Source organism: Parafrankia irregularis, from assembly GCF_001536285.1.
Lineage (GTDB): Bacteria > Actinomycetota > Actinomycetes > Frankiales > Frankiaceae > Parafrankia > Parafrankia irregularis.
The window spans coordinates 57,823-75,787 of sequence record NZ_FAOZ01000016.1 but is presented as its reverse complement, the minus strand read 5'-3'; the positions used below and the strand labels follow the sequence as shown (position 1 = coordinate 75,787).

Genomic DNA, 17,965 nt, shown 5'->3' with positions numbered 1-17,965 from the left:
CGGTCGCCCAGAAACCCACTCATGACGGCAGGGCGCCGACCTCCGGCGTGGCCGCGCCGAACATCGCCCGCTGGTTTCGGCGCGCGAATCGGCCGCTGGCCCGTTCGAGGTACCGCCGCCCGGCGGCGGCGCGCACCAGCAGACCGGAGCGCACCAGGTTCGCGGCGACGATCGGCGGCACCGCCCAGGGCACGGCCGAGGGCAGGCCGAGATCACGCAGCCCCTGCGCGCCGAGGAAATACCGCAGCATGCTGAGCAGACGGGCCCGCTCATAGCGGTTGCGCAGTGCCGTCAGTCTGCCCCGGTCGCGGGTGAGCTGGCCTTCGACGAGCGCGCGGGCCAACGCCGGGCCTGCCGAGGTGGGCTCGGCCTGCACCAGCACAAGGTGGTAGTTGTGCCGGTTCTGCTCCTGTTCGGTGTCGAACAGCCAGTCCTCGTCGACGCCCATCAACCAGCCCACGTACTTCCACAGGTGCATGACCGCACGCGACTGGTCCGCGGTCACGATCCAGCCGAGCGCCCGGATTCCGAGCAGCAGTGTGCTGTTGAACAGCCCGAGAGTCGCCGACGCGTCGGTCTGGTTGATGGGCAGGCCCCAGCGGTCGACGTCCCAGCGGCCGTTCGTCTCGAACTCGTGGTTCACCAGCGCATGCATGACCCGCACGTGGACGGTGGCCACGAAGCCCGCCCCCGTGCGGCGCATCCCGTTCGGCTCCAGCACCGACAGCGCCCATTTCTGGGTCTCCCCGAGCCGGCGCATGGCCGTCGCGCCGACCAGTCCGCCGGTGGCGACCAACAGGTCGGGGGGCCCGCCGAACCGGTAGCCGCCGATCAGCGCCAGTTGCAGCATCACGTCGTCGACCGAGCGCCCCATCTCCCGCATGATCCGTGCACCGCGCTCGACCTGGTCGAAGTCGACCCACTCCGGTACCGCGTCGACCACGGCGAAGAAGCGGGCCAGTGCGGGCGGCGGGTCGTCGACGGCCCCGATCCCGTGGTTCAGGGCCTGGCGCAGCTGGGCGAAGGTCACCCGCTCCGGATCGTCCCGGTCCCGGATGCGCATCGCCCCGGCGAGCTGCGCCCCCAGCTCGTCCCGGGTGCGCAGGCGCCGGCCGATCTCGTGCAGGAGCTCCTCGTCGTCCGTCTTCACCCGGGCCACCCTCCGCAGCGGGCGCGCGATGCGGCGCGACCGCTCGGGTGCGGACCGGAAGCGTGCCGGGTAGTCGCCCGGCACGCTGCCCGATGGCGACATCTCGGTCGCGGTCGTGGTCTGGGTGGGTGTCCGCGCTGTCGTGCCCGGCACCGCGACGACGACAGCCTGCGGTGTGGTGGCCTGCGCCGCGGGCAGGACGGCGGTGTTGCACGCGGTCGCGCGAGGGATCATGGACGGATGTTGACACGACTAACTATTCGTGTTCAATTCGCGTCCGTGCCCTCCCCCTCACCGCCACGGACCGGCCCGCGGGCCGGCGTCACCCAGTGACCGGCAAGCCGTGGGTGCCCACCCGCAAGGAGCCGATGCGCCGGGCACCACGCCAGGACCGGTCCCGCGCCATGGTCGAACGCATCGTCACCGCCGGGCGCGAGATCCTGCTGGAACGCGGCTACGAGCGCACCAGCACGAGCCGCATCGCCGCCCGCGCCGGCATCAGCCCCGGATCGCTCTACCAGTACTTCCCGAACAAGGAGTCGATTCTCGACCGGGTCGTCGAGGTTTACGCCGAGCAGCTGCGTGCTCGCATTTCACACGCCTTCGTCGCGAACCTCGGCACCTCGGTGCCCGAGATGGTCCGCGCGAACATCGTCGCACTGCTCGACGCCCTCGAGGAGGACTCCGGGCTGCTCCGGGTCCTGTACCAGCTACCCGAGACGGTCGACGTCCAGCGGGCCGGCTTCGAGCGGCACATCGACGAGCTGGTGACGGCGACACTGGCGACGCTGCTGCCGCGCCTGCCCGGCGAGGGTGCCGCCCCAGAACCCACCCGCGGAACAGCCGGGACATCCGAGGTAGCCGGGACGCCCGAGCCCGCCGGGACGCCTGAGACAGGCAGGGACGTCGCAGCGGACGGCAGTGCCCGCACCGTGGGAACCGTCGCCTGGATCCTGGTGCGCACGGTCGAGCACGTGACAGTTCGCTACGTCCTCGATCAGCCGCCCATCCCGCGGGCGGAAATCGTCGAGGAACTCACCGCAATGATCGCCATCTACCTGCGGCAACGGGTCTGAAAGCGAGACGTTCCTCGGCCGGGGCGGACTGGAGCGCACCGGCACCCGCCTCGGTGATGTCACCATGGGACGGACCCGCGACCGATGGGGGTGGGCGGGCTGGGCGAGCCGGCCGGCCCGGTCGGCGACGAGCGGAGCCGTGCGGCGGCGAGGGGACGTAGGTGCAGGCGACGTCGACAGCTCAGACCACGCCGGGGCGGCGGCGGCCGAGGAACCGAAAGGCACAGATCGCCCTCGCCGCGGCGGAGCTGTTCTGCGAGCGCGGCTACCACGGGGTCGGCATCGACGAGATCGCCGCCGTGGTCGGCATCAGCGGCCCGGCCGTCTACCGGCACTTTCCGAACAAGTACGCGATCCTCCTGCACGCATCCCGGGAGCTGATCGACACGCTGGTCACCGCGGCCGACGAGGCACTGGCGGTACCGGAAGAACCCGCCGAGCAGATGGCCAGGCTGCTCGCGGCGACGGCGCGGGTGAGCGTCCAGCGTCGCCGGGTGGGCGCGCTCTACCAGTGGCAGGCCCGGTACCTGGAGCCGGCGCACCAGGGCGAGGTCCGGGCCGGGCTGACCGCTCTGGTGCGTCGGATCAGCGATCTGCTCCTGGAGCTCCGCCCCGATCTGCCGCCGCCATCCGCCGTGCTGCTCAGCCGGGCGGCGCTCAGCGCGATCGGCAGCATCTCGACGCACCGCGCCGCGATCGCCGACAGCCGCGCCGAGCAGATCCTGCGCTCCGCCGCGTGGACCCTGCTGACGACGGACCTGCCCGCGGCGGTGCGGCACGCGACGGCCGGTGGCAGCGAACCCGCCGGCGGTGGTTCCGCGTCGATGCGGCCTGGCTCCCGGCGGGAGGCGCTGCTGACCGAGGCCGTCCGTCTGTTCGACCGCCTCGGGTACCACGCCGTCAGCATCGACGACATCGGGCGGGCCGCGGGTATCAACGCCTCCGGGGTCTACCGGTACTTCCCCGGCAAGGCCGATCTGCTCGCGGCCGTGTACTACCGTGCCGCCGAGCGCCTGAGCACGAGCACGACCAGCGCGCTGGCCACCGCGAGCAGCCCGGCGGACGCGCTGCGGCGGCTGATCGACGCCTATGTGGACCTGACGTTCGCACACAACGATCTGGTCTCGGTCTACCTGGCCGAGAACAACAACCTGCCGACCCCAGACCGGCACGAGCTGCGCCGCCTTCAGCGGGAGCATGTCGAGGAGTGGGTCCGGCTGCTGGTCACGATCCGGCCGGAGCTCGCCGCGAGCGAAGCCCGGCTGCTGGCACATGCCGCGTTGAACCTGGTCATGGATCTGGGGCGGACCACCAGCTTCAACCGGTCCGACGGGTCGGAACAGCTGGTGCGGTTCCTCGCCCTGCGCATGCTCGTGCCCTGACCGGCGCCGACCGGCCAGCGCCGCCAGGCCGCATCACCGGCCCGCACGATCGAGCCGAAGCCTTCCCACGTGACCAAAAGAGACAGCGCGCAGGCCCCGTCCTTCAGGGCGGTGTCGGCGCATCAACTCGGCCGTAAAGATGACAATCGCGTGTTGTATTCTCCCGGTTATGGGGAGTCGGGTGAGCAAGCGGGCATACAGGTACCGTTTCTATCCGAATCCGGAACAGGTGGATAATCTCGCGAGAACTTTTGGATGTGTGCGCTATGTGTACAGTCGTGCGCTGGCCGAAAGACACCGCGTCTGGACCCAGGAAAAGCGCCGGGTCGGTCATGCCGAGACCGACAGGATGCTCACGGCGTGGAAACGCGAGCCGGATGCGCGGTGGCTCGCCGAACCGTCGAAGGGGCCACTGCAGGCAACGCTTCGGCACCTGCAGACCGCGTATGTGAACTTCTGGGCGAAACGGGCCGGCTACCCGACATTCAAGAGAAAAGGGAAGACCACCGACTCGGCGACCTACTTCCGGGGCTGTTTCACCTTCCGGGATGGTCAGATCGCGTTGGCGAAGCAGACCAGCCCGTTGGACATCGTGTGGTCTCGTCCGTTGCCGGCTGGTGCGGTGCCGTCGCAGGTCACGGTGTCCCGGAACAGCCGTGGCCAGTACCACGTGTCGATCCTGGTCGAGGAGTCGGTCTCCGCCCTGCCGGCGTCGGCGGGGCGGGTGGGTGTCGACGCCGGCGTGACGTCGCTGGTCACGTTGTCGACCGGGGAGAAGGTGGCCAACCCGGGGCACGAGAGGCGGGATCGGGAACGGCTCGCCCGGGCGCAGCGGACGCTGTCCCGCAAGGCGAAGGGCTCGGCGAACCGGGCGAAGGCCCGGCTGCGGGTTGCCCGGGTCCATGGGCGGATCGCCGACCGGCGTCGGGATCATCTGCACAAGCTGTCCACGAGGATCATCCGCGAGAACCAAACGGTGGTCATCGAGGACCTGGCGGTCCGGAACATGGTCCGGAACCGTTCGCTGGCCCGGGCGATCTCGGACGCGTCGTGGTCGGAGCTGCGGCGAATGCTGGAGTACAAGGCCGACTGGTACGGCCGGGAAGTCATCGCCGTCGACCGCTGGTATCCAAGCTCGAAGACCTGTTCGTCCTGCGGGGCGCGGGTCGAGGTTCTGCCGTTGAACGTCCGGGAGTGGGCCTGCCGCTGCGGTGTGGTGCACGACCGGGATGTGAACACGGCGCGGAACCTTCTGGCCGTGGGGCTCACGGTGTCAGCCTGTGAAGACGGAGTGAGACCATCCCGTTCCTAGAACGGGGAGGCGTCTGTCGGCGAAGCAGGAAAACCTGCCCGCGAGGGCGGGAATCCCGGGCCTTCAAGGCCGGGGAGGATGTCAACCCGATCACGCCACACTGTGGCCTGCTACTGGACGGAGCACGCGCCCCGGACACCTCGGCCACTTCGGGCCGGCCGACCGGACATCCCCACGAACCTACCTCAAGTTAACGGTCGTTCGCAACACCGAGAGGACATGTGGCGAACCGCAAGAAGTGGCGGCTCCGAGGCACCGATATCGACCTGGCGGTCCGCGTCCACCCACCTCCTGGCGGCCCATCGACGATCTCGCAGCGCTACACGGCGCTAGCATTTCCTCTTGCTCGGAAACAGCCACAGCCACAGCGGCGAGAGCGGGAGCGGGAGCCCGAAGCTCGGGATAGCGAAGCACATCCGAGCGGAAGACCTTGCACAGAAGTTAACGATGGTTCTACAGTTCCGGCCATGAGCGAGGGACTGTTCGACGAGCCGGCCGTGATCCGTCGTGTGGTACCGATGCGAGCCCTCTTAGCCGCCGACCGGTACGCCAGGCCGCAGCAGGCCGGCTTCCGCGCCCCCGCGGCGGCCTGAACAGGCAGCGGCGCGAATCATGACCAGCCCCGCCGTCACAGCCGTCTCCGGCGACAGCTCCGCCGCCGCGGCCAACCATCCGCTCACCGAGCTTGAGGCCGAGTGCGCTCGCCGCGCCGCCGACCTGACAGTGCCCGCGCTGCTGGAGCGCAACGCGCTCGAGTTCGGCGATCTTCCCGCCATCAGCGTGATCGGTTCCGAGGACGCTCCACTGACCTGGGCGACAGTGCGCACGCGCTCCCTCGCCCTCGCCCGGGGTCTGTACGAGCTGGGCCTGCGGCCAGGCGAACGGATGCTGATCGCGATGTCGAGCCGGCCTGAGCACTGGCTGGTCGACCTCGGCGCCGTGCACCTCGGCGCGATCCCCTCCACCGTCTACGCCACGCTCAGCACTCCACAGCTGCAGTACGCGGCCGAGCACAGCCAGGCACAGGTGCTGATCCTGGAGGGCGCCGAGCAGCTGGAACGGTGGGCACCGGTCCTCGCCGGGCAGACGTCCATCCACTCGGTCGTCATCGTGGACGCCGACGCGCTCCCGGCCGGCCCGCTCTCCGCCGACGAGGCCCGCCTCCGCCCCCGCTTCCACACCCTCGCCGAGGTCGAGCGTGACGGCGCCGCCCGGCACATCGCGGACCCGGGCGTCGTCGACCGGCTGTGGCGCGCGGTGCGTCCCCACCAGCCCGTCGCCCTCCTTTACACCTCCGGCACCACCGGCACCCCCAAGGGTGTGGTGCTCAGCCATCACAACGTCCTGTACCAGTCCGTCGCCCTGGAGGCGCAGGTCGACCTTCCCGCGCATCCGGTGACGGTCGCCTACCTTCCGCTCGCCCACATCGCCGAGCGGGTCCTGGGCATCTACGCGCCGATCTACCGCGCCGGCCATGTGCATATCTGCGCGGACACCGCCGCGGTCGTCAGCGCGCTCGCCGCGATCCACCCCCTGTCGTTCTTCGGCGTTCCGCGGGTGTGGGAGAAGCTCGCCGCCGGCCTGCAGACCATGATCGCCCTGGCGGACGACGAACGCCGCGGCGCCCTTGCCGCCGCGCAGGCCGTCGCGTTGGAGGTGCACAACCTGACGGAGGCCCACGCCCCGGTCCCCGAGGAGCTTGCCCGGCACTTCGACGACGCGCAGCTGTCGGTGCTGCGGCCGCTGCTCGGCACGCTCGGGCTGGACAGGATGATCTGGGCGTGCAGCGGCGCCGCCCCGATCCCGGCGGCGGTGCTGCGCACACTGGCCGGCCTGGGCATCGAGGTTCGCGAGGTCTGGGGCCTGAGCGAGACCACCGGCACCGCGACGATCAACACCCTGGACGTCTTCCGCACCGGCACGGTGGGCCGACCGCACCTCGGCATGCGGCTGCGGCTGGCCGACGACGGGGAGATCCTCATCCGCGGGCCGCTGGTGTGCCTGGGCTATCTGCGGGCCGACGGGACGATCGAGACGATCACCGATGCCGACGGCTGGCTCGCCACCGGCGACATCGGCACCCTGGACGACGCCGGGTACCTCACGATCACCGACCGCAAGAAGGAACTCATCATCACCTCGACCGGCAAGAACGTCGCGCCGGCGCAGATCGAGAACCTGCTTCGGGCACATCCACTGATCGGTCAGGCCGTCGCGATCGGCGACCGGCGCCCGTATGTGACGGCGTTGCTCGTACTCGACGACGAGGTCGCACCGGCCTGGGCCAAGGCTGCCGGCCTCGACGCGGACGCCCCGGACGCCTCGGGCGCCTCGGGCGCCTCGGCTCGGCTCGCCGCTCACCCCGCTGTCCTGGCGGAGCTTCAGGGCGCGGTCGACGCGGCGAACAGCCGGCTCGCCCGGGCCGAGCAGGTGAAGAAGTTCCGGGTACTACCCGTCGGCTGGACACCGGAGAGCGGCGAGCTCACCCCGACGCTCAAGCTGCGCCGCCGGATCATCAACGAGAAGTACGCCACCGAGATCGACGACCTCTACTCCTGACATCTCCCGGCCAGCGGAGGAGGCTCACCGAACCTCTTCCGTCATCGGCTCCGGCCTGCGGTTACGGCGCTCGACAAACGTGAGACGGAAAAGACTCACTGGTCACCGGCGGACCCCACGCCGGTGACCAGTGGCGCGAGAAAACAGCGCGCAAAGGTACGGGCCTGCTCCGGGTCGTCGAGATCCAGCTGACTTTCGGGAGTCAGGCAGAAGGACAGCGTCATGCGGGCGAGCACCTCGGCGACGATGTTTATATCAACCTCCCCCGATATCTCCCCGGCCTCCTGCTCACGGCGAAGCTGCATCGCGATGAAGTCGGACACAGCCCGCAGAAAAGCACCTCCATCCGTCGTGAGGAAGGGCAGGATGACCTCGGGCTCGACCTCGATGAGGCCGCCGAAGAGCGGGTTCACGCGAGCGGTCCGCAGCGCCAGGCAGAATCCCTCGACCAGCCTTTCAGCGGCGGACTCGGCCCTGCCCACGACAGCCCGGAAGCTGACGAGGAAGGCACGCAGGTCACGTAGCAGAACCTCCTCGACGAGCACGTTCTTCGTCGGGAACCGGCGATACACGGTGATGCGGGAGACGCCGGCACGGCGCGCCACGTCCTCGATGCTCGTGCGCCGGATTCCGGACCGCCCGAAAAGCTCGGCCGCGGCGTCGAGCACACGGTCACGTATCTCGTCACCGGAGCCAGCACCGTCGAGGGAGGCCCCGAGCGCGCGTTCCAACAATGGTTCCCCGCCAGACCGCGGGCCTTCGGCCGGCAGTGCTTCTCCGGGAGAGCGGCCCCCTGCCTGAGGGCGGGGATCTCCAGCAAAGATCATGAGGCCTCTACCGTACCGCAGCGTTCAACAGGCACCGTCTCGCCGGGCGGACGCCGGGCGGGCGGCCTCCAGCTGCCGCACGTTCCAGGTCGCGGCGACGATACCGCCGACGATCCGCAGCGGCGGGATCAGGAACATCATCAGCACACGCACCAGCCGGGCGAACCGCCCCAGCCAGCGCTGCTGGCGTTTCGACCAGGTCAGGCCCAGCCGCTCACGCAGCATCGGGGGCAGGGTCCCCACGGTGACGAGGTAAAAGAGCCGGCCCAGGCCGGCTCCGGCGGGCCGCCACAGCCGGGCGGGGATGAGCCGAAACGGCTTCTTCGGTACCCGCATGCTCTCGAGGACATCCCAGACCGCCTGGTTGGCCTCGAGCCTGGCAGCGATCTTCTCCTCGTAGTAGGTCCGAAAGCTCGGATAGTCCACGGGCAGGTGCTGCTCGGGTATTCCGAGCATCCGGCCGACGTCACGCATCCCCTGGTAGTAGCCGTCCAGCTCGGCGGCCGGCAGGCCCGGGCCGAAGACACGATGGCCGTCGAGAGCGCCCTGGACGAGGGTGGCATGCACCCAGGCATATGCCTCGGGGTTCAGCGCGTGATAACGCCGCCCTTTTTCGTCGACCCCACCGATGGCCTTGTGAAGCTCGAACAGACGCTCGCCCTCCAGCGCGGCGCCGCGCTCGCCGCCGTAGATCACGGTGGACAAGGAGAGCAGGGTACGCAGCAGGCGACCCCAGGGATCCTCCCGGAAGCTCGAATGCTCCAGAACACCCGCCCCGACAACCGGGTGCGCCACCTGGAGCACGAGCAGCTGCGGCCCCATAAGCGAGTTTCTCGCATCACCGAAGTAACGCCACACCGCGGAACCCCGCACCGGAGCCAACTGAATGCGCGGAGTGCCCGATGGGTCACGCAGGCCATCACTCACGCCCTCCGCGGGGTCCGGATGAACATTGAGAACCGATGACGAGCCCACGACCCACACCTCCCGCACACGCTGGGCGACACCAGGTTGCCGAGATACGACTATACGCCAGCCATTCCAATGCGCCAAAGCAGGTATTCGCAGGCATTTTCCCGGCCGCACGCAAGGTCTTCCGCGGGACTATTGATGTTCGCCGACGTGTCAGCGCGAGGAACGAAAACCGATGTGGAGCAGGAACTCGGTGGCGACGATTCGCACTGATATTAGTGCCGCCGGCGGCCGGCCACCGGATCGCCCCGGCCCGACCGGCCCGGGGGCCGTGGCGTGCTACGCGCGCGTGCGTGAGGGGTTCCGCCACCTCTCGTCGAGGTTCTCCGGCGGCGGGGCGCCAAGGTCCCGCGGCTGGTAGCCCTCCGGGTAGCCGGGATAGGTCCGGACCCTGGGATTCCAGGCGAACTTGACCTTCTTCCGCGGCGGCAGCTGACGCACCACAGCCGAGCGGGCACGCAGCGAGCAGCCCGCAGCCCGGCTCATCCACGCCGGTGCCGGATCGAAACCGAAGGCCGTCAGCATCGTCTCGTCGAGCAGCGCACGCACCCCGAGCCGGACCGCCGGCCGCAGCGGCCCGGGGAACCAGTTGGCGAACATCTCCGTCGTGTACGTACCGATCTTGCGGTTGCTCTCGGCGAAGCGGAAGGTCTCGCGCTCGTAGGCCCGCTTGAAGCTCAGGAACTCGTCGAAGCCGGTGGGAATGTCGCGAATTCCCATCCGGATCCCGACCTCGCGGTAGAAGTGGAAAGCGGCGAGGGTCTCGTGCTCGGTCAGCCGGCGCCAGCCGTGGGCGTTGATCCAGTCGATCGGCTCGTAGATGAACGTGGTCAGCACGTAGAGCATGTCGTCGTTGTCGATCGCGTAACGCCCGTGCATCCGGTTGATCACCTGCAGGGCCTCGCGGCCTCGCGGCGAGTCGTAGCCGACGGCGGTGAGCTCCCCCATCAACACGGCGGTGTCGTCATAGCGCTTCTGTGGCCGGTCCCGGAACTCGCCCGTCGCCTCGAGCAGGGCCGAGATCGTGGGGACGCAGTAGGTCCGGAACAATGCGAACTCGAGCGCCCGGCGATAGTCCCATGGAAACTCGTGGCCAGAGGAGATCACGTAGATCTCGTGATGGTCGGCCACCGGATCGAGCTCGAGAATCCGGCGCTTCCACCTGTCGCGGTCGGTAAACATTCAGCCCACCTCATGCCGTCCTTCGGATCGCCGTGGTCATACGGCGACTTCCCTTCGACCGGTCCCGTCCCGGTCCACGCCGCCCCCGAGAACCTGGGAACCCGTGGGCCCGCGGGCCCGCGTCAGCGCGTCCCTGCCGCCTGCCTCCCATCCGTCCCGTCGCCTACACCGCCCGGCTGGCCCGACTGCACGGGGCGCCGCGCCTGCGGCGCCGCTCGCGCCGCCGTGCGGGCCGAGCATCCGCGAGATCCCACGCCCACCGCCATCCATTTCATATATTTGATAGGCGACTTTGGCCATGACCACCCGCCAGAGCTACGGTCAGCCTGACCGGCCGCTTGGGCACCTCACGGCAGACACCCCGGAAAGGCGGCACATGACCAGGCCAGCCGGAACACGACGCGCCCGTGGCACCCCACTGACCCGGGCGCCCCAGCTCGCCGACGAGGTCGCCGCACATCTGCGCGACCTCATCATGTCCGGCGAGATCTGGCCCGGCCAGTACATCCGCCTCGACGACGTCGCCCGCGAACTCGGCGTCAGCGTCACCCCCGTGCGCGAGGCCCTCGTACGCCTGCGCAGCGAGGACATGGTCGAACTCGAACCCCGCCGCGGCTACGTCGTCAACGCCCTGTCCCAACAGGACGTCCGTGACCTGTTCGACCTCCAGGGCCACGTCGCCGGCGAACTCGCCGCCCGCGCGGCCAGCACCATCGACCGCCCGCACCTCACCCTGCTCCGCGACATCCAACAATCGCTCCGCAACGCCGTACACGCCGAGGACATCGACCAGGTGAAAAGGCTGGAGTTCGAGTTCCACCGGGTCATCAACCGGCTCGCCCACGCCCGCAAGCTCTCCTGGTTCCTCCACACCGCCAACCGCTACACGCCGGGACGCTTCTACTCCACCGACGAGGCCTGGCGGGCAGACATGCTCCAACGCCACGACGCCCTGCTCACCGCACTCGAGAACAAGAACACCGAAGAAGCCCGCGCCATCACCGTCCGCCACTTCACCGACGGCGCCGACCGCCTGATCAACCACCTCGCCAAACTCGGCATGTGGCGACCGCACCCGGTCACACCCCCACGCCCACGCCCGCCGGTCTGAGCCGGAGAACCGGGCACCTGCAACCGCGGCCGCCATCACCAGCCCCTTACATCCAATATATTTGGTATCCGGTATGATACAGATCTCACGGTCGACGTGGGAGGCCGCGCCGAGAACTGCTTCTCGTCCGCAACCGGCGGCACGCGCTTCCGGTCCCGGGTCCGTTCTCGGCGCCACTCGCATGTCTCGACGCACTCGCGCGCGGTCTGTCCAACACCGGGAGAGAATGCGACCTTCGGCTGGTGTCCGCTCACGTCGCGAGCTCGGCCGAGGCGCCGCCCGGGCCGGTTGGGCACCGCAGTCCCTCGGCGAGATCTGAACTCGCGTCGGATCCACGTGTTCGCCAGCTCTCTCGCCGCAGCCGCGGCGGTGGCAACTGGCCGCACATGACCGGCCGGTCAGCGCGGACGTCGGCTCCGCGGTGCCGCCGATCAGACCGCGAGCTGTCGCGGCGCTACCGGGTTCGTGGTGGCAGGTGCCGAGGTCGGCTCCGGAGCGGCGGGAGGCCGGGTCTCCGCGGGTGCCGGGGCGGGGCGAACGCCCGGCCATCGCGGCCTACGTCACCTGGGCGCTGTACGGGCAACAGGGACTCCGAGCCGACACCTTCGGAACGAATACCGGTCACGCAGGAGACCTGCCCATTTCCCTCCACCACTGCCGACCGGCCTCCGGCAAGGTGTTTATCGGATCATAGTAACTATGCAGGTCCGTAAGGCTTTCCGAATCGTCACGGTCGAGCGGAGTCCTATAGTTCTTACGCCATGAGGAGATCCCCTTTTCTCGATCATATGCTACCGCCTGATGGACCCAGCGCTTTCCGACGAATGGGACGTCACATACGATCCGGGGCGTTGCGAATCCTGGCAGGTAGCCCATGATGGAATCCTGAAGAGTCTGGGCTCGCCCGAGCGGAATCCGCCAGTGCTCAACCCCCGGCACCATATCGCAGAGATAGAAATAATACGGCAGTATACTTGTCTCATCGCGCAGCGCAAAACAGAGATCGAGAATATCGTTTACCGTCGCGTTCACCCCCTCCAGTAGCACACTCTGGTTGCGTAGCTCGCCAACCCCGGCCTCCAGCAGTCCCCGGGAGGCCTCGGCGACCAGCGGAGTCAGCTGTTGAACCGCGTTCACGTGCGTGTGCACCGAAAAGTTTACATTGCGCGCAGAGGCCACGTTCGCCAGTTCGGCCATTCCCTTACGGACCTCGTACGCAAGCCAGTGTTGCGGCAGACCGATCAGCCCCTTGGTGGCCAGCCGGATATCCCGAATGGAACCGATCTCCAGGAGTTGCTCAACAAACATTTGGAGTCGCGGCCATGGAACGTTCGCCACATCGCCGCCGGAAACCACCACGTCCCGGACCACGGGCCTGCCCCTCAGGTATTCCACCATGGCGTCCGCCCGATCGGCGGTACGCATACTGAATCGATTCTTCGTGAACCCGGGAACCGAGGTACCGACCAGATCCATCCGTGTACAATGTCCGCAGTACTGGGGGCAGGTCGAAGTTAACTCGACCAGCACCTTCGTAGGGTAACGGTGCACCAGCCCTTCGACCATCCACATCGCACGCTCGCCAAGTGAATCGCGAGTGGCGAGCGGGTGGCTCGGCCATTCCGACTGCCGGTCCGACGCCGCCGGGAGCATATAGCGTCGCACTGGATCCATGTACCAGCCGGCTGTGCTGGGCTCCACCCGTGGACTGATAGTGTTCATCAGTTGAGGAGTCAACCGGAGCGGCATTGTGGCATACCGCTCCTGGTCCGCTGCCAGATCGGCGAAGAACTCCTCACTGAGACCGCCACCGCAGACTTCTCGCAGTTGGCGCAGGTTCCTGACGCTGCGTGCACGCTGCCACGCCGGGTCACGCCATTCCGTTCTGGTGACGTTCTGCCAGCCGGGGAAGCGTCGCCAGTCCGGTTCGACCAATTCTCGCCGAGAATACTCGTAAGGCTGACAGATCGTCGTCTTCGCCCGCTCGGGGGCGTTGACTCCGAGGACAGGTTCGTGCATCGTCTCCCCGAATTTCAGCTCGGCCACGCGGAGGGAGCCTCTGACGCAAGCATTTTTGCCGCCAGCTGGATCTCTGGGTCTTCTACTTTCGAGAAATCACCGAGGTGAATTTGAGAGTACGAGCGACCGCAGACTCGATTTCGTCCGCACGATCGTCGGAGCGCGCGACCACGAGATACCGCCAGGTCCGGTCGTACGCTAATGTGTCGTTGACCAGGATTACGCCCTCTTCATCGCCCGGCCGCCAGGCGATGCCCGCGTCAACAAGTCGGTCCAGTCCGGCGGCAAAACCGACAGCGAGCCCCTTTTCCGCACCCAGGACCCACGACATACCCGAGGCCTCGGGGCCGAAAAAGTGTCGGATGATGAAATCGGCATACGTCGCACCGGTCTGCCTGATGTTACACTCCGTCGTCAGAAGATGGCCATCGGGCGAGATCCCTCCATCTATGTCGAACGGTCCCCGGTACCCGCTCTCGGCGAGATAGTCACCCAGCCTCAGAGCAATGGATTCCAGCTGGGGCGCATGGGCGGAGCTACGCCTCATCGGAGTAACCTGGCCGTTGAAGATACCTCCTGGAGTTCTCATCTCGCCAAGATGGGCAACCCGGGGACCGTCCGCCTCGACCACCATCTCCGCTGTCACAACCTCGGTGAAGGCCACTTTCTCTTCGACAACCCAGCCGTCAGGATGATACGACCCGTCTCGATACTCTGCGAGAAAGTTCGGCATGCTCCGCAGATCGCGGCGCGTGACGAAGGTGAGGCCATGACCGAGACAGGAGCGCGTCGGCTTGACCACAGCTCCACCGGCCCGTGCCACAACATCGACCACCGCTTCTTCAAGTTCTTCCCATGACTCACAGACGACGCCATCTGCCATGGGAATATGCAGTCGATCCGCAACTTCGCGATAGCCGTTCTTCGTGTTCAACCTGCGCGCGACGTCCAGAGCTCCAGGAGGCACTCGACCTTGATAGGGAGAGATCCCGGCACCGATCGTCGCAGAAAACTGCAAGGCGGACTCATCCAGCGCGTACGGCAGCAGTTTTACATCCGATGACCGCCGCAGAACCTGCCGTATCCTGCCCATCAGACGGTGGTCGTCCACCGCACGCGAAAGTTCCGTCAACCCGTCACTGGGGGCTTCGATTATCTCGACCGATTCCGGTCGGATTTCCATCAACGAAGAGACGTAAGACCAGAACGCCTGCGGCATCTTCGTCGGCAGGATGATGGTGTCCCCCGGCCGGGCATACCATCCCATCCGCAGGGATGCGGCATTCAGGGAGTTACCAAGGCTCGCGATCGGGCGCGACAAGATAATGCCGTTGACGAAGTTCGGAAAGATGACCTGAGTGATGTGGTCCGCCCGCAACCCGCCCCCGTTCACCGAATCCTGCCCAGAGGTTAACCGGTATCTCGCGCTCCCACAACGACTTTCCTGCGGACTTGTTTCGCGCATCACGGGAGTCGACTGGCGGGCGCCGGTGCGGCTGAAAAGTGGTATGCCGGAGGCTCGCCTGTTCCCGCTCAGGCAAGTCCTGTGGCAACCGCGCCTGCGCGATCGATGTCACGATGCTCGGTCGCGCGTGACGATGAAGGATCTCCTGCTGCCCCAGCGGTCCGTCCCGCGCATGCCAGCCGAGATGGCCTGCACCCACCGGTGCATCTGGGCCGCGGGTGTCGATCCCCATGTCGATGACCCATCCGGCATCTCGACGGCCCGACGAGGCTGAGAAGAAATGATGGTCGTCGCGATCGGACGGACGGCCTCCGAAACTCCACCCGTCGGGGTGACAGGAATGCCACCATGGGTCCGTGTTCGCTGCAAGCCAGACCGGGGCGCCGCCCGCGCCGGCGTTGACGCGCCGTCGGTGGCTCGACTTCGTCCGGCTTCACGGCAGCGTCTGTGCTGTTTCGGCTGGTCGGGCGCCGCGTTGACGCGTGCGGGCTCTGACTCAACGTCGGACCAGCACCTCGTTTCAGCGCCCTCGCGCTCCCGCGCCCGGTCGATCATCGCGCCCCGTCCCGTGAGGATGGCGCATCCCTGCGCCGGAGCCCACCGCGAGAGGAACCATGAGCCACGACGCCTCGCATCCGCTTCCCGTTCCCGACCGTCACGACCCCGGGGCCGCCGTTCGCGCCGGGTTGGCGGCTCCGTCCGCGCCGGCGGTGCCGGTGCCGGTGCGCTGGGGGATCACGCTGCCGTTGGCGGGGGTGCCGCTGCGTGAGCACCAGCCGATCGTGACCGGTCTGGCCGCGGCCGGCTACACCGACGTCTGGACCGCCGAGGGCGGTGGCCTCGATGCCTTCACCCCGCTGGCGGTCGCTGCCGCCTGGGCCCCGCAGCTGCGGCTGGCCAGCGCGATCGTGCCGGTCCACACCCGCGGTCCGGCCGTCATCGCCCAGACCGCGGCGACGCTCGCCGACCTGACCTCCGGGGGGCTGGTGCTCGGCATCGGATCCTCGGTGGCCGCGCATGTCACCGACATCAACGGCATCGAGTTCACCGAGCCGTTCAAGCGGACCAGGGACGTCCTGCGTTTCCTGACCCGGGTGTTCGACGGCGAGGTCGTCAGCGGCGCGTTCGACACGTTCGCCATCCGGGGGTTCGCGCTTCGCGACGCGCCCAGGATCCGCCCGAAGGTCATCCTTGGCGCACTGCGCCCGCGGATGCTGCGCCTGGGCTTCGCCGAGGGGGATGGCGTGGTGACGAACATGCTGTTCGCCCGAGACGTCCCCACTGTGCTCGGGGCGGTGGGTCCCCAGCCGGCCGGCAAGGAGCTGGTGGTCAAGGTGTTCGTCTGCCCGGTCGAGGATCCGGTGCTGGCTCGGCGGCTGACCCGGCCGTTCCTCGCCTGGATCCTCAACCAGGAGCCCTATCACGCGTTCCACGAATGGCTCGGCAACGGTGATCTTCTCGCCGCCAGCTACCAGCGCTACCTGGCCGGGGACGCGGCCGGCGCCGAGCGGGAGCTGCCCGACGAGGTCGTCGACGGCCTGTTCGTCCACGGCACGCCGGAGGAATGCCGCCGCCGGATCGCCGAGTACGTCCAGCCCGGGGTGACCGCCATCCAGCTGTATCTGCAGGCGCCGCGGCTCGGCACGTTCGGCGGGCCGCGCAGCCGGGCCCTCGCCGGCGCTCCCGGCGCCCTGGCGGGCGCTTCCGACGCCCTGGCCGCGCCGGGCGCGGCTGGCATCTCCGTCGCGGACGAGGCACTCGCACTGCTGCACACCCTGCGGTCCTGACGTGACGTGGGCCACTTGTTCATCACTTGACTGAACAATGTCGGTCAGCGAAGGTGGAGCCACCTGGTGATCGCGATGGACGACAGCATCGCGATGGACGACGGCCCCGTCTCGCCGGGCCGGCAGCGCGACCGTGGCCGTGCACGGCAGGCTATGCCGCGCCGTGTCGGCACCTGGTCACCGCGGTCGCCTGACGTCCGCGGGCAGGCACGGACCGGCGCGCCCGGCGCAGCCACCCCACCGCAGGTCGGGCTTGTCACCCGCCTGACCGGCCGGGGCGAGCCCGCGGCGGGTCCCGGCGGTCCGGTCCTGTGGCCGTGGCCATGGCCACCAGGCAGACCGCGACTCCAGAGAGCGAGCCAACGATGAGCGCCCCGCCCGGCCCCCGCGGCACTCTCGCGCCGCGACCCTCACTGGTCGTTCTGGACGGAAGTCCGCAGCCGGCGTCCCGCACGCTGACGGTCGCGCGGTTCCTGGCGCACCGGCTGGCGACGTCGCTGCCCGCGCGCCCACCGGCCGCCTTCGGCCCGGAGGGCACCGCCGCGGCCGAAGGACTCGGCCCGCCCGGCACTTCGGGAACATCGGGCGCGGGCAGCGGCACGGTGGAGCTGGCCCGGCTCGCCGGCGACCTGTTCACCGACACCCACGGCCTGGTCCGGGCCAGGCTGGCCGAGGTGCGTGACGCCGAGGTCCTCGTCGTGGCGACACCGGCCTACAAGGGCCAGTACACCGGCCTGCTCAAGGCGTTCCTGGATCTGCTCCCCCCGGGAGCGCTCGCCGGCACGCTGGTGGTGCCGGTGGTCGTGGCGAACGCACCGGAACACCGCGTCACGACCGACGTCGCGCTGCGCGCGGTGCTCGCCGAACTGGGCGCGGCGCTGCCGGTTCGTTCGTTCACCCTGGTGGAGGCTGCCCTCGGCGAGGTCGAGGCACATGGCGAGCGCTGGCTCAGCGCTCACCTGCGGGTGCTGCGCGCAGTCCTGACGGCACTGGCACCACCGACCGCCCCGCTCAACGGCAGCCGCCCGGCCGCCTGATCCCGCAATCCCGCAATCCCGTGAGCCTGCGGGCTCGCGGACCTGCGGGCCCACGCACCGCCGCGCCCCGGCGCCTGCGCGCTTCA

14 protein-coding genes are annotated in these 17,965 nt (G+C 68.6%); 8 read left to right on the top strand and 6 right to left on the bottom strand.

The genetic code is table 11. The features are described 5' to 3' along the window. Nucleotides 1–19: 19 nt before the first annotated feature. Nucleotides 20–1,384: an oxygenase MpaB family protein gene (locus AWX74_RS22685; RefSeq protein WP_091280467.1), complete on the bottom strand. Its 1,365-nt coding sequence runs from the start codon at nt 1,382–1,384 to the stop codon at nt 20–22. Nucleotides 1,385–1,479: 95 nt separating this feature from the next. Here AWX74_RS22685 and AWX74_RS22680 point away from each other — a divergent pair, with 95 nt between their 5' ends. From AWX74_RS22680 to AWX74_RS22665, 5 genes are all read left to right on the top strand, one after another. Beyond that, nucleotides 1,480–2,226 (top strand): TetR/AcrR family transcriptional regulator, encoded by a 747-nt coding sequence (locus tag AWX74_RS22680; protein WP_242666360.1) that lies wholly within the window; start codon nt 1,480–1,482, stop codon nt 2,224–2,226. A gap of 161 nt (nt 2,227–2,387) precedes the next feature. Then, nucleotides 2,388–3,608 carry a TetR/AcrR family transcriptional regulator gene (locus AWX74_RS41440; protein WP_091280464.1) on the top strand — a complete coding sequence of 407 codons (1,221 nt, stop codon included), beginning with the start codon at nt 2,388–2,390 and terminating at the stop codon, nt 3,606–3,608. A gap of 169 nt (nt 3,609–3,777) precedes the next feature. Next, the gene (locus AWX74_RS22670) at nt 3,778–4,920 is read left to right on the top strand and encodes an RNA-guided endonuclease InsQ/TnpB family protein (protein WP_091280461.1); all 1,143 of its coding nucleotides are present in this window, start codon (nt 3,778–3,780) and stop codon (nt 4,918–4,920) included. Between the two features lie 467 nt (nt 4,921–5,387). Then, the gene (locus AWX74_RS42100) at nt 5,388–5,513 is read left to right on the top strand and encodes a hypothetical protein (protein ID WP_278184647.1); all 126 of its coding nucleotides are present in this window, start codon (nt 5,388–5,390) and stop codon (nt 5,511–5,513) included. 19 nt (nt 5,514–5,532) lie between these two features. After that, nucleotides 5,533–7,479 (top strand): AMP-dependent synthetase/ligase, encoded by a 1,947-nt coding sequence (locus AWX74_RS22665; protein WP_091280458.1) that lies wholly within the window; start codon nt 5,533–5,535, stop codon nt 7,477–7,479. A 95-nt stretch (nt 7,480–7,574) separates the two neighbouring features. On the opposite strand, the gene AWX74_RS22660 is transcribed toward AWX74_RS22665, so the two are convergent. From AWX74_RS22660 to AWX74_RS22650, 3 genes are all read right to left on the bottom strand, one after another. Continuing rightward, nucleotides 7,575–8,210: a TetR/AcrR family transcriptional regulator gene (locus AWX74_RS22660; RefSeq protein WP_226930757.1), complete on the bottom strand. Its 636-nt coding sequence runs from the start codon at nt 8,208–8,210 to the stop codon at nt 7,575–7,577. Between the two features lie 120 nt (nt 8,211–8,330). Next, nucleotides 8,331–9,233 carry an oxygenase MpaB family protein gene (locus tag AWX74_RS22655; protein ID WP_278184649.1) on the bottom strand — a complete coding sequence of 301 codons (903 nt, stop codon included), beginning with the start codon at nt 9,231–9,233 and terminating at the stop codon, nt 8,331–8,333. 324 nt (nt 9,234–9,557) lie between these two features. After that, nucleotides 9,558–10,460, bottom strand: a complete 903-nt coding sequence (locus AWX74_RS22650) for an oxygenase MpaB family protein (RefSeq protein ID WP_091280449.1) — start codon at nt 10,458–10,460, stop codon at nt 9,558–9,560. Nucleotides 10,461–10,836: 376 nt separating this feature from the next. Here AWX74_RS22650 and AWX74_RS22645 point away from each other — a divergent pair, with 376 nt between their 5' ends. After that, nucleotides 10,837–11,571, top strand: coding sequence for a GntR family transcriptional regulator (locus tag AWX74_RS22645; RefSeq protein WP_091280447.1), 735 nt, complete (start codon nt 10,837–10,839; stop codon nt 11,569–11,571). A gap of 621 nt (nt 11,572–12,192) precedes the next feature. Here the strand turns inward: AWX74_RS22645 and AWX74_RS22640 are convergent. Together AWX74_RS22640 and AWX74_RS22635 are read right to left on the bottom strand one after the other, a co-directional pair. Then, on the bottom strand, nt 12,193–13,617 hold the full coding sequence (locus tag AWX74_RS22640) for a KamA family radical SAM protein (protein ID WP_226930756.1): 1,425 nt from the start codon (nt 13,615–13,617) through the stop codon (nt 12,193–12,195). Between the two features lie 55 nt (nt 13,618–13,672). Then, a complete protein-coding gene (locus AWX74_RS22635; RefSeq protein WP_091280444.1) occupies nt 13,673–14,983 on the bottom strand; it encodes a preATP grasp domain-containing protein in 1,311 nt (436 codons plus the stop codon). Between the two features lie 686 nt (nt 14,984–15,669). Here AWX74_RS22635 and AWX74_RS22630 point away from each other — a divergent pair. Both AWX74_RS22630 and AWX74_RS22625 read left to right on the top strand, forming a co-directional pair. After that, the gene (locus tag AWX74_RS22630; RefSeq protein WP_091280442.1) at nt 15,670–16,842 is read left to right on the top strand and encodes an LLM class F420-dependent oxidoreductase; all 1,173 of its coding nucleotides are present in this window, start codon (nt 15,670–15,672) and stop codon (nt 16,840–16,842) included. Nucleotides 16,843–17,207: 365 nt separating this feature from the next. Continuing rightward, nucleotides 17,208–17,879 carry an NADPH-dependent FMN reductase gene (locus AWX74_RS22625; protein WP_091280440.1) on the top strand — a complete coding sequence of 224 codons (672 nt, stop codon included), beginning with the start codon at nt 17,208–17,210 and terminating at the stop codon, nt 17,877–17,879. Nucleotides 17,880–17,965 lie beyond the last annotated feature (86 nt).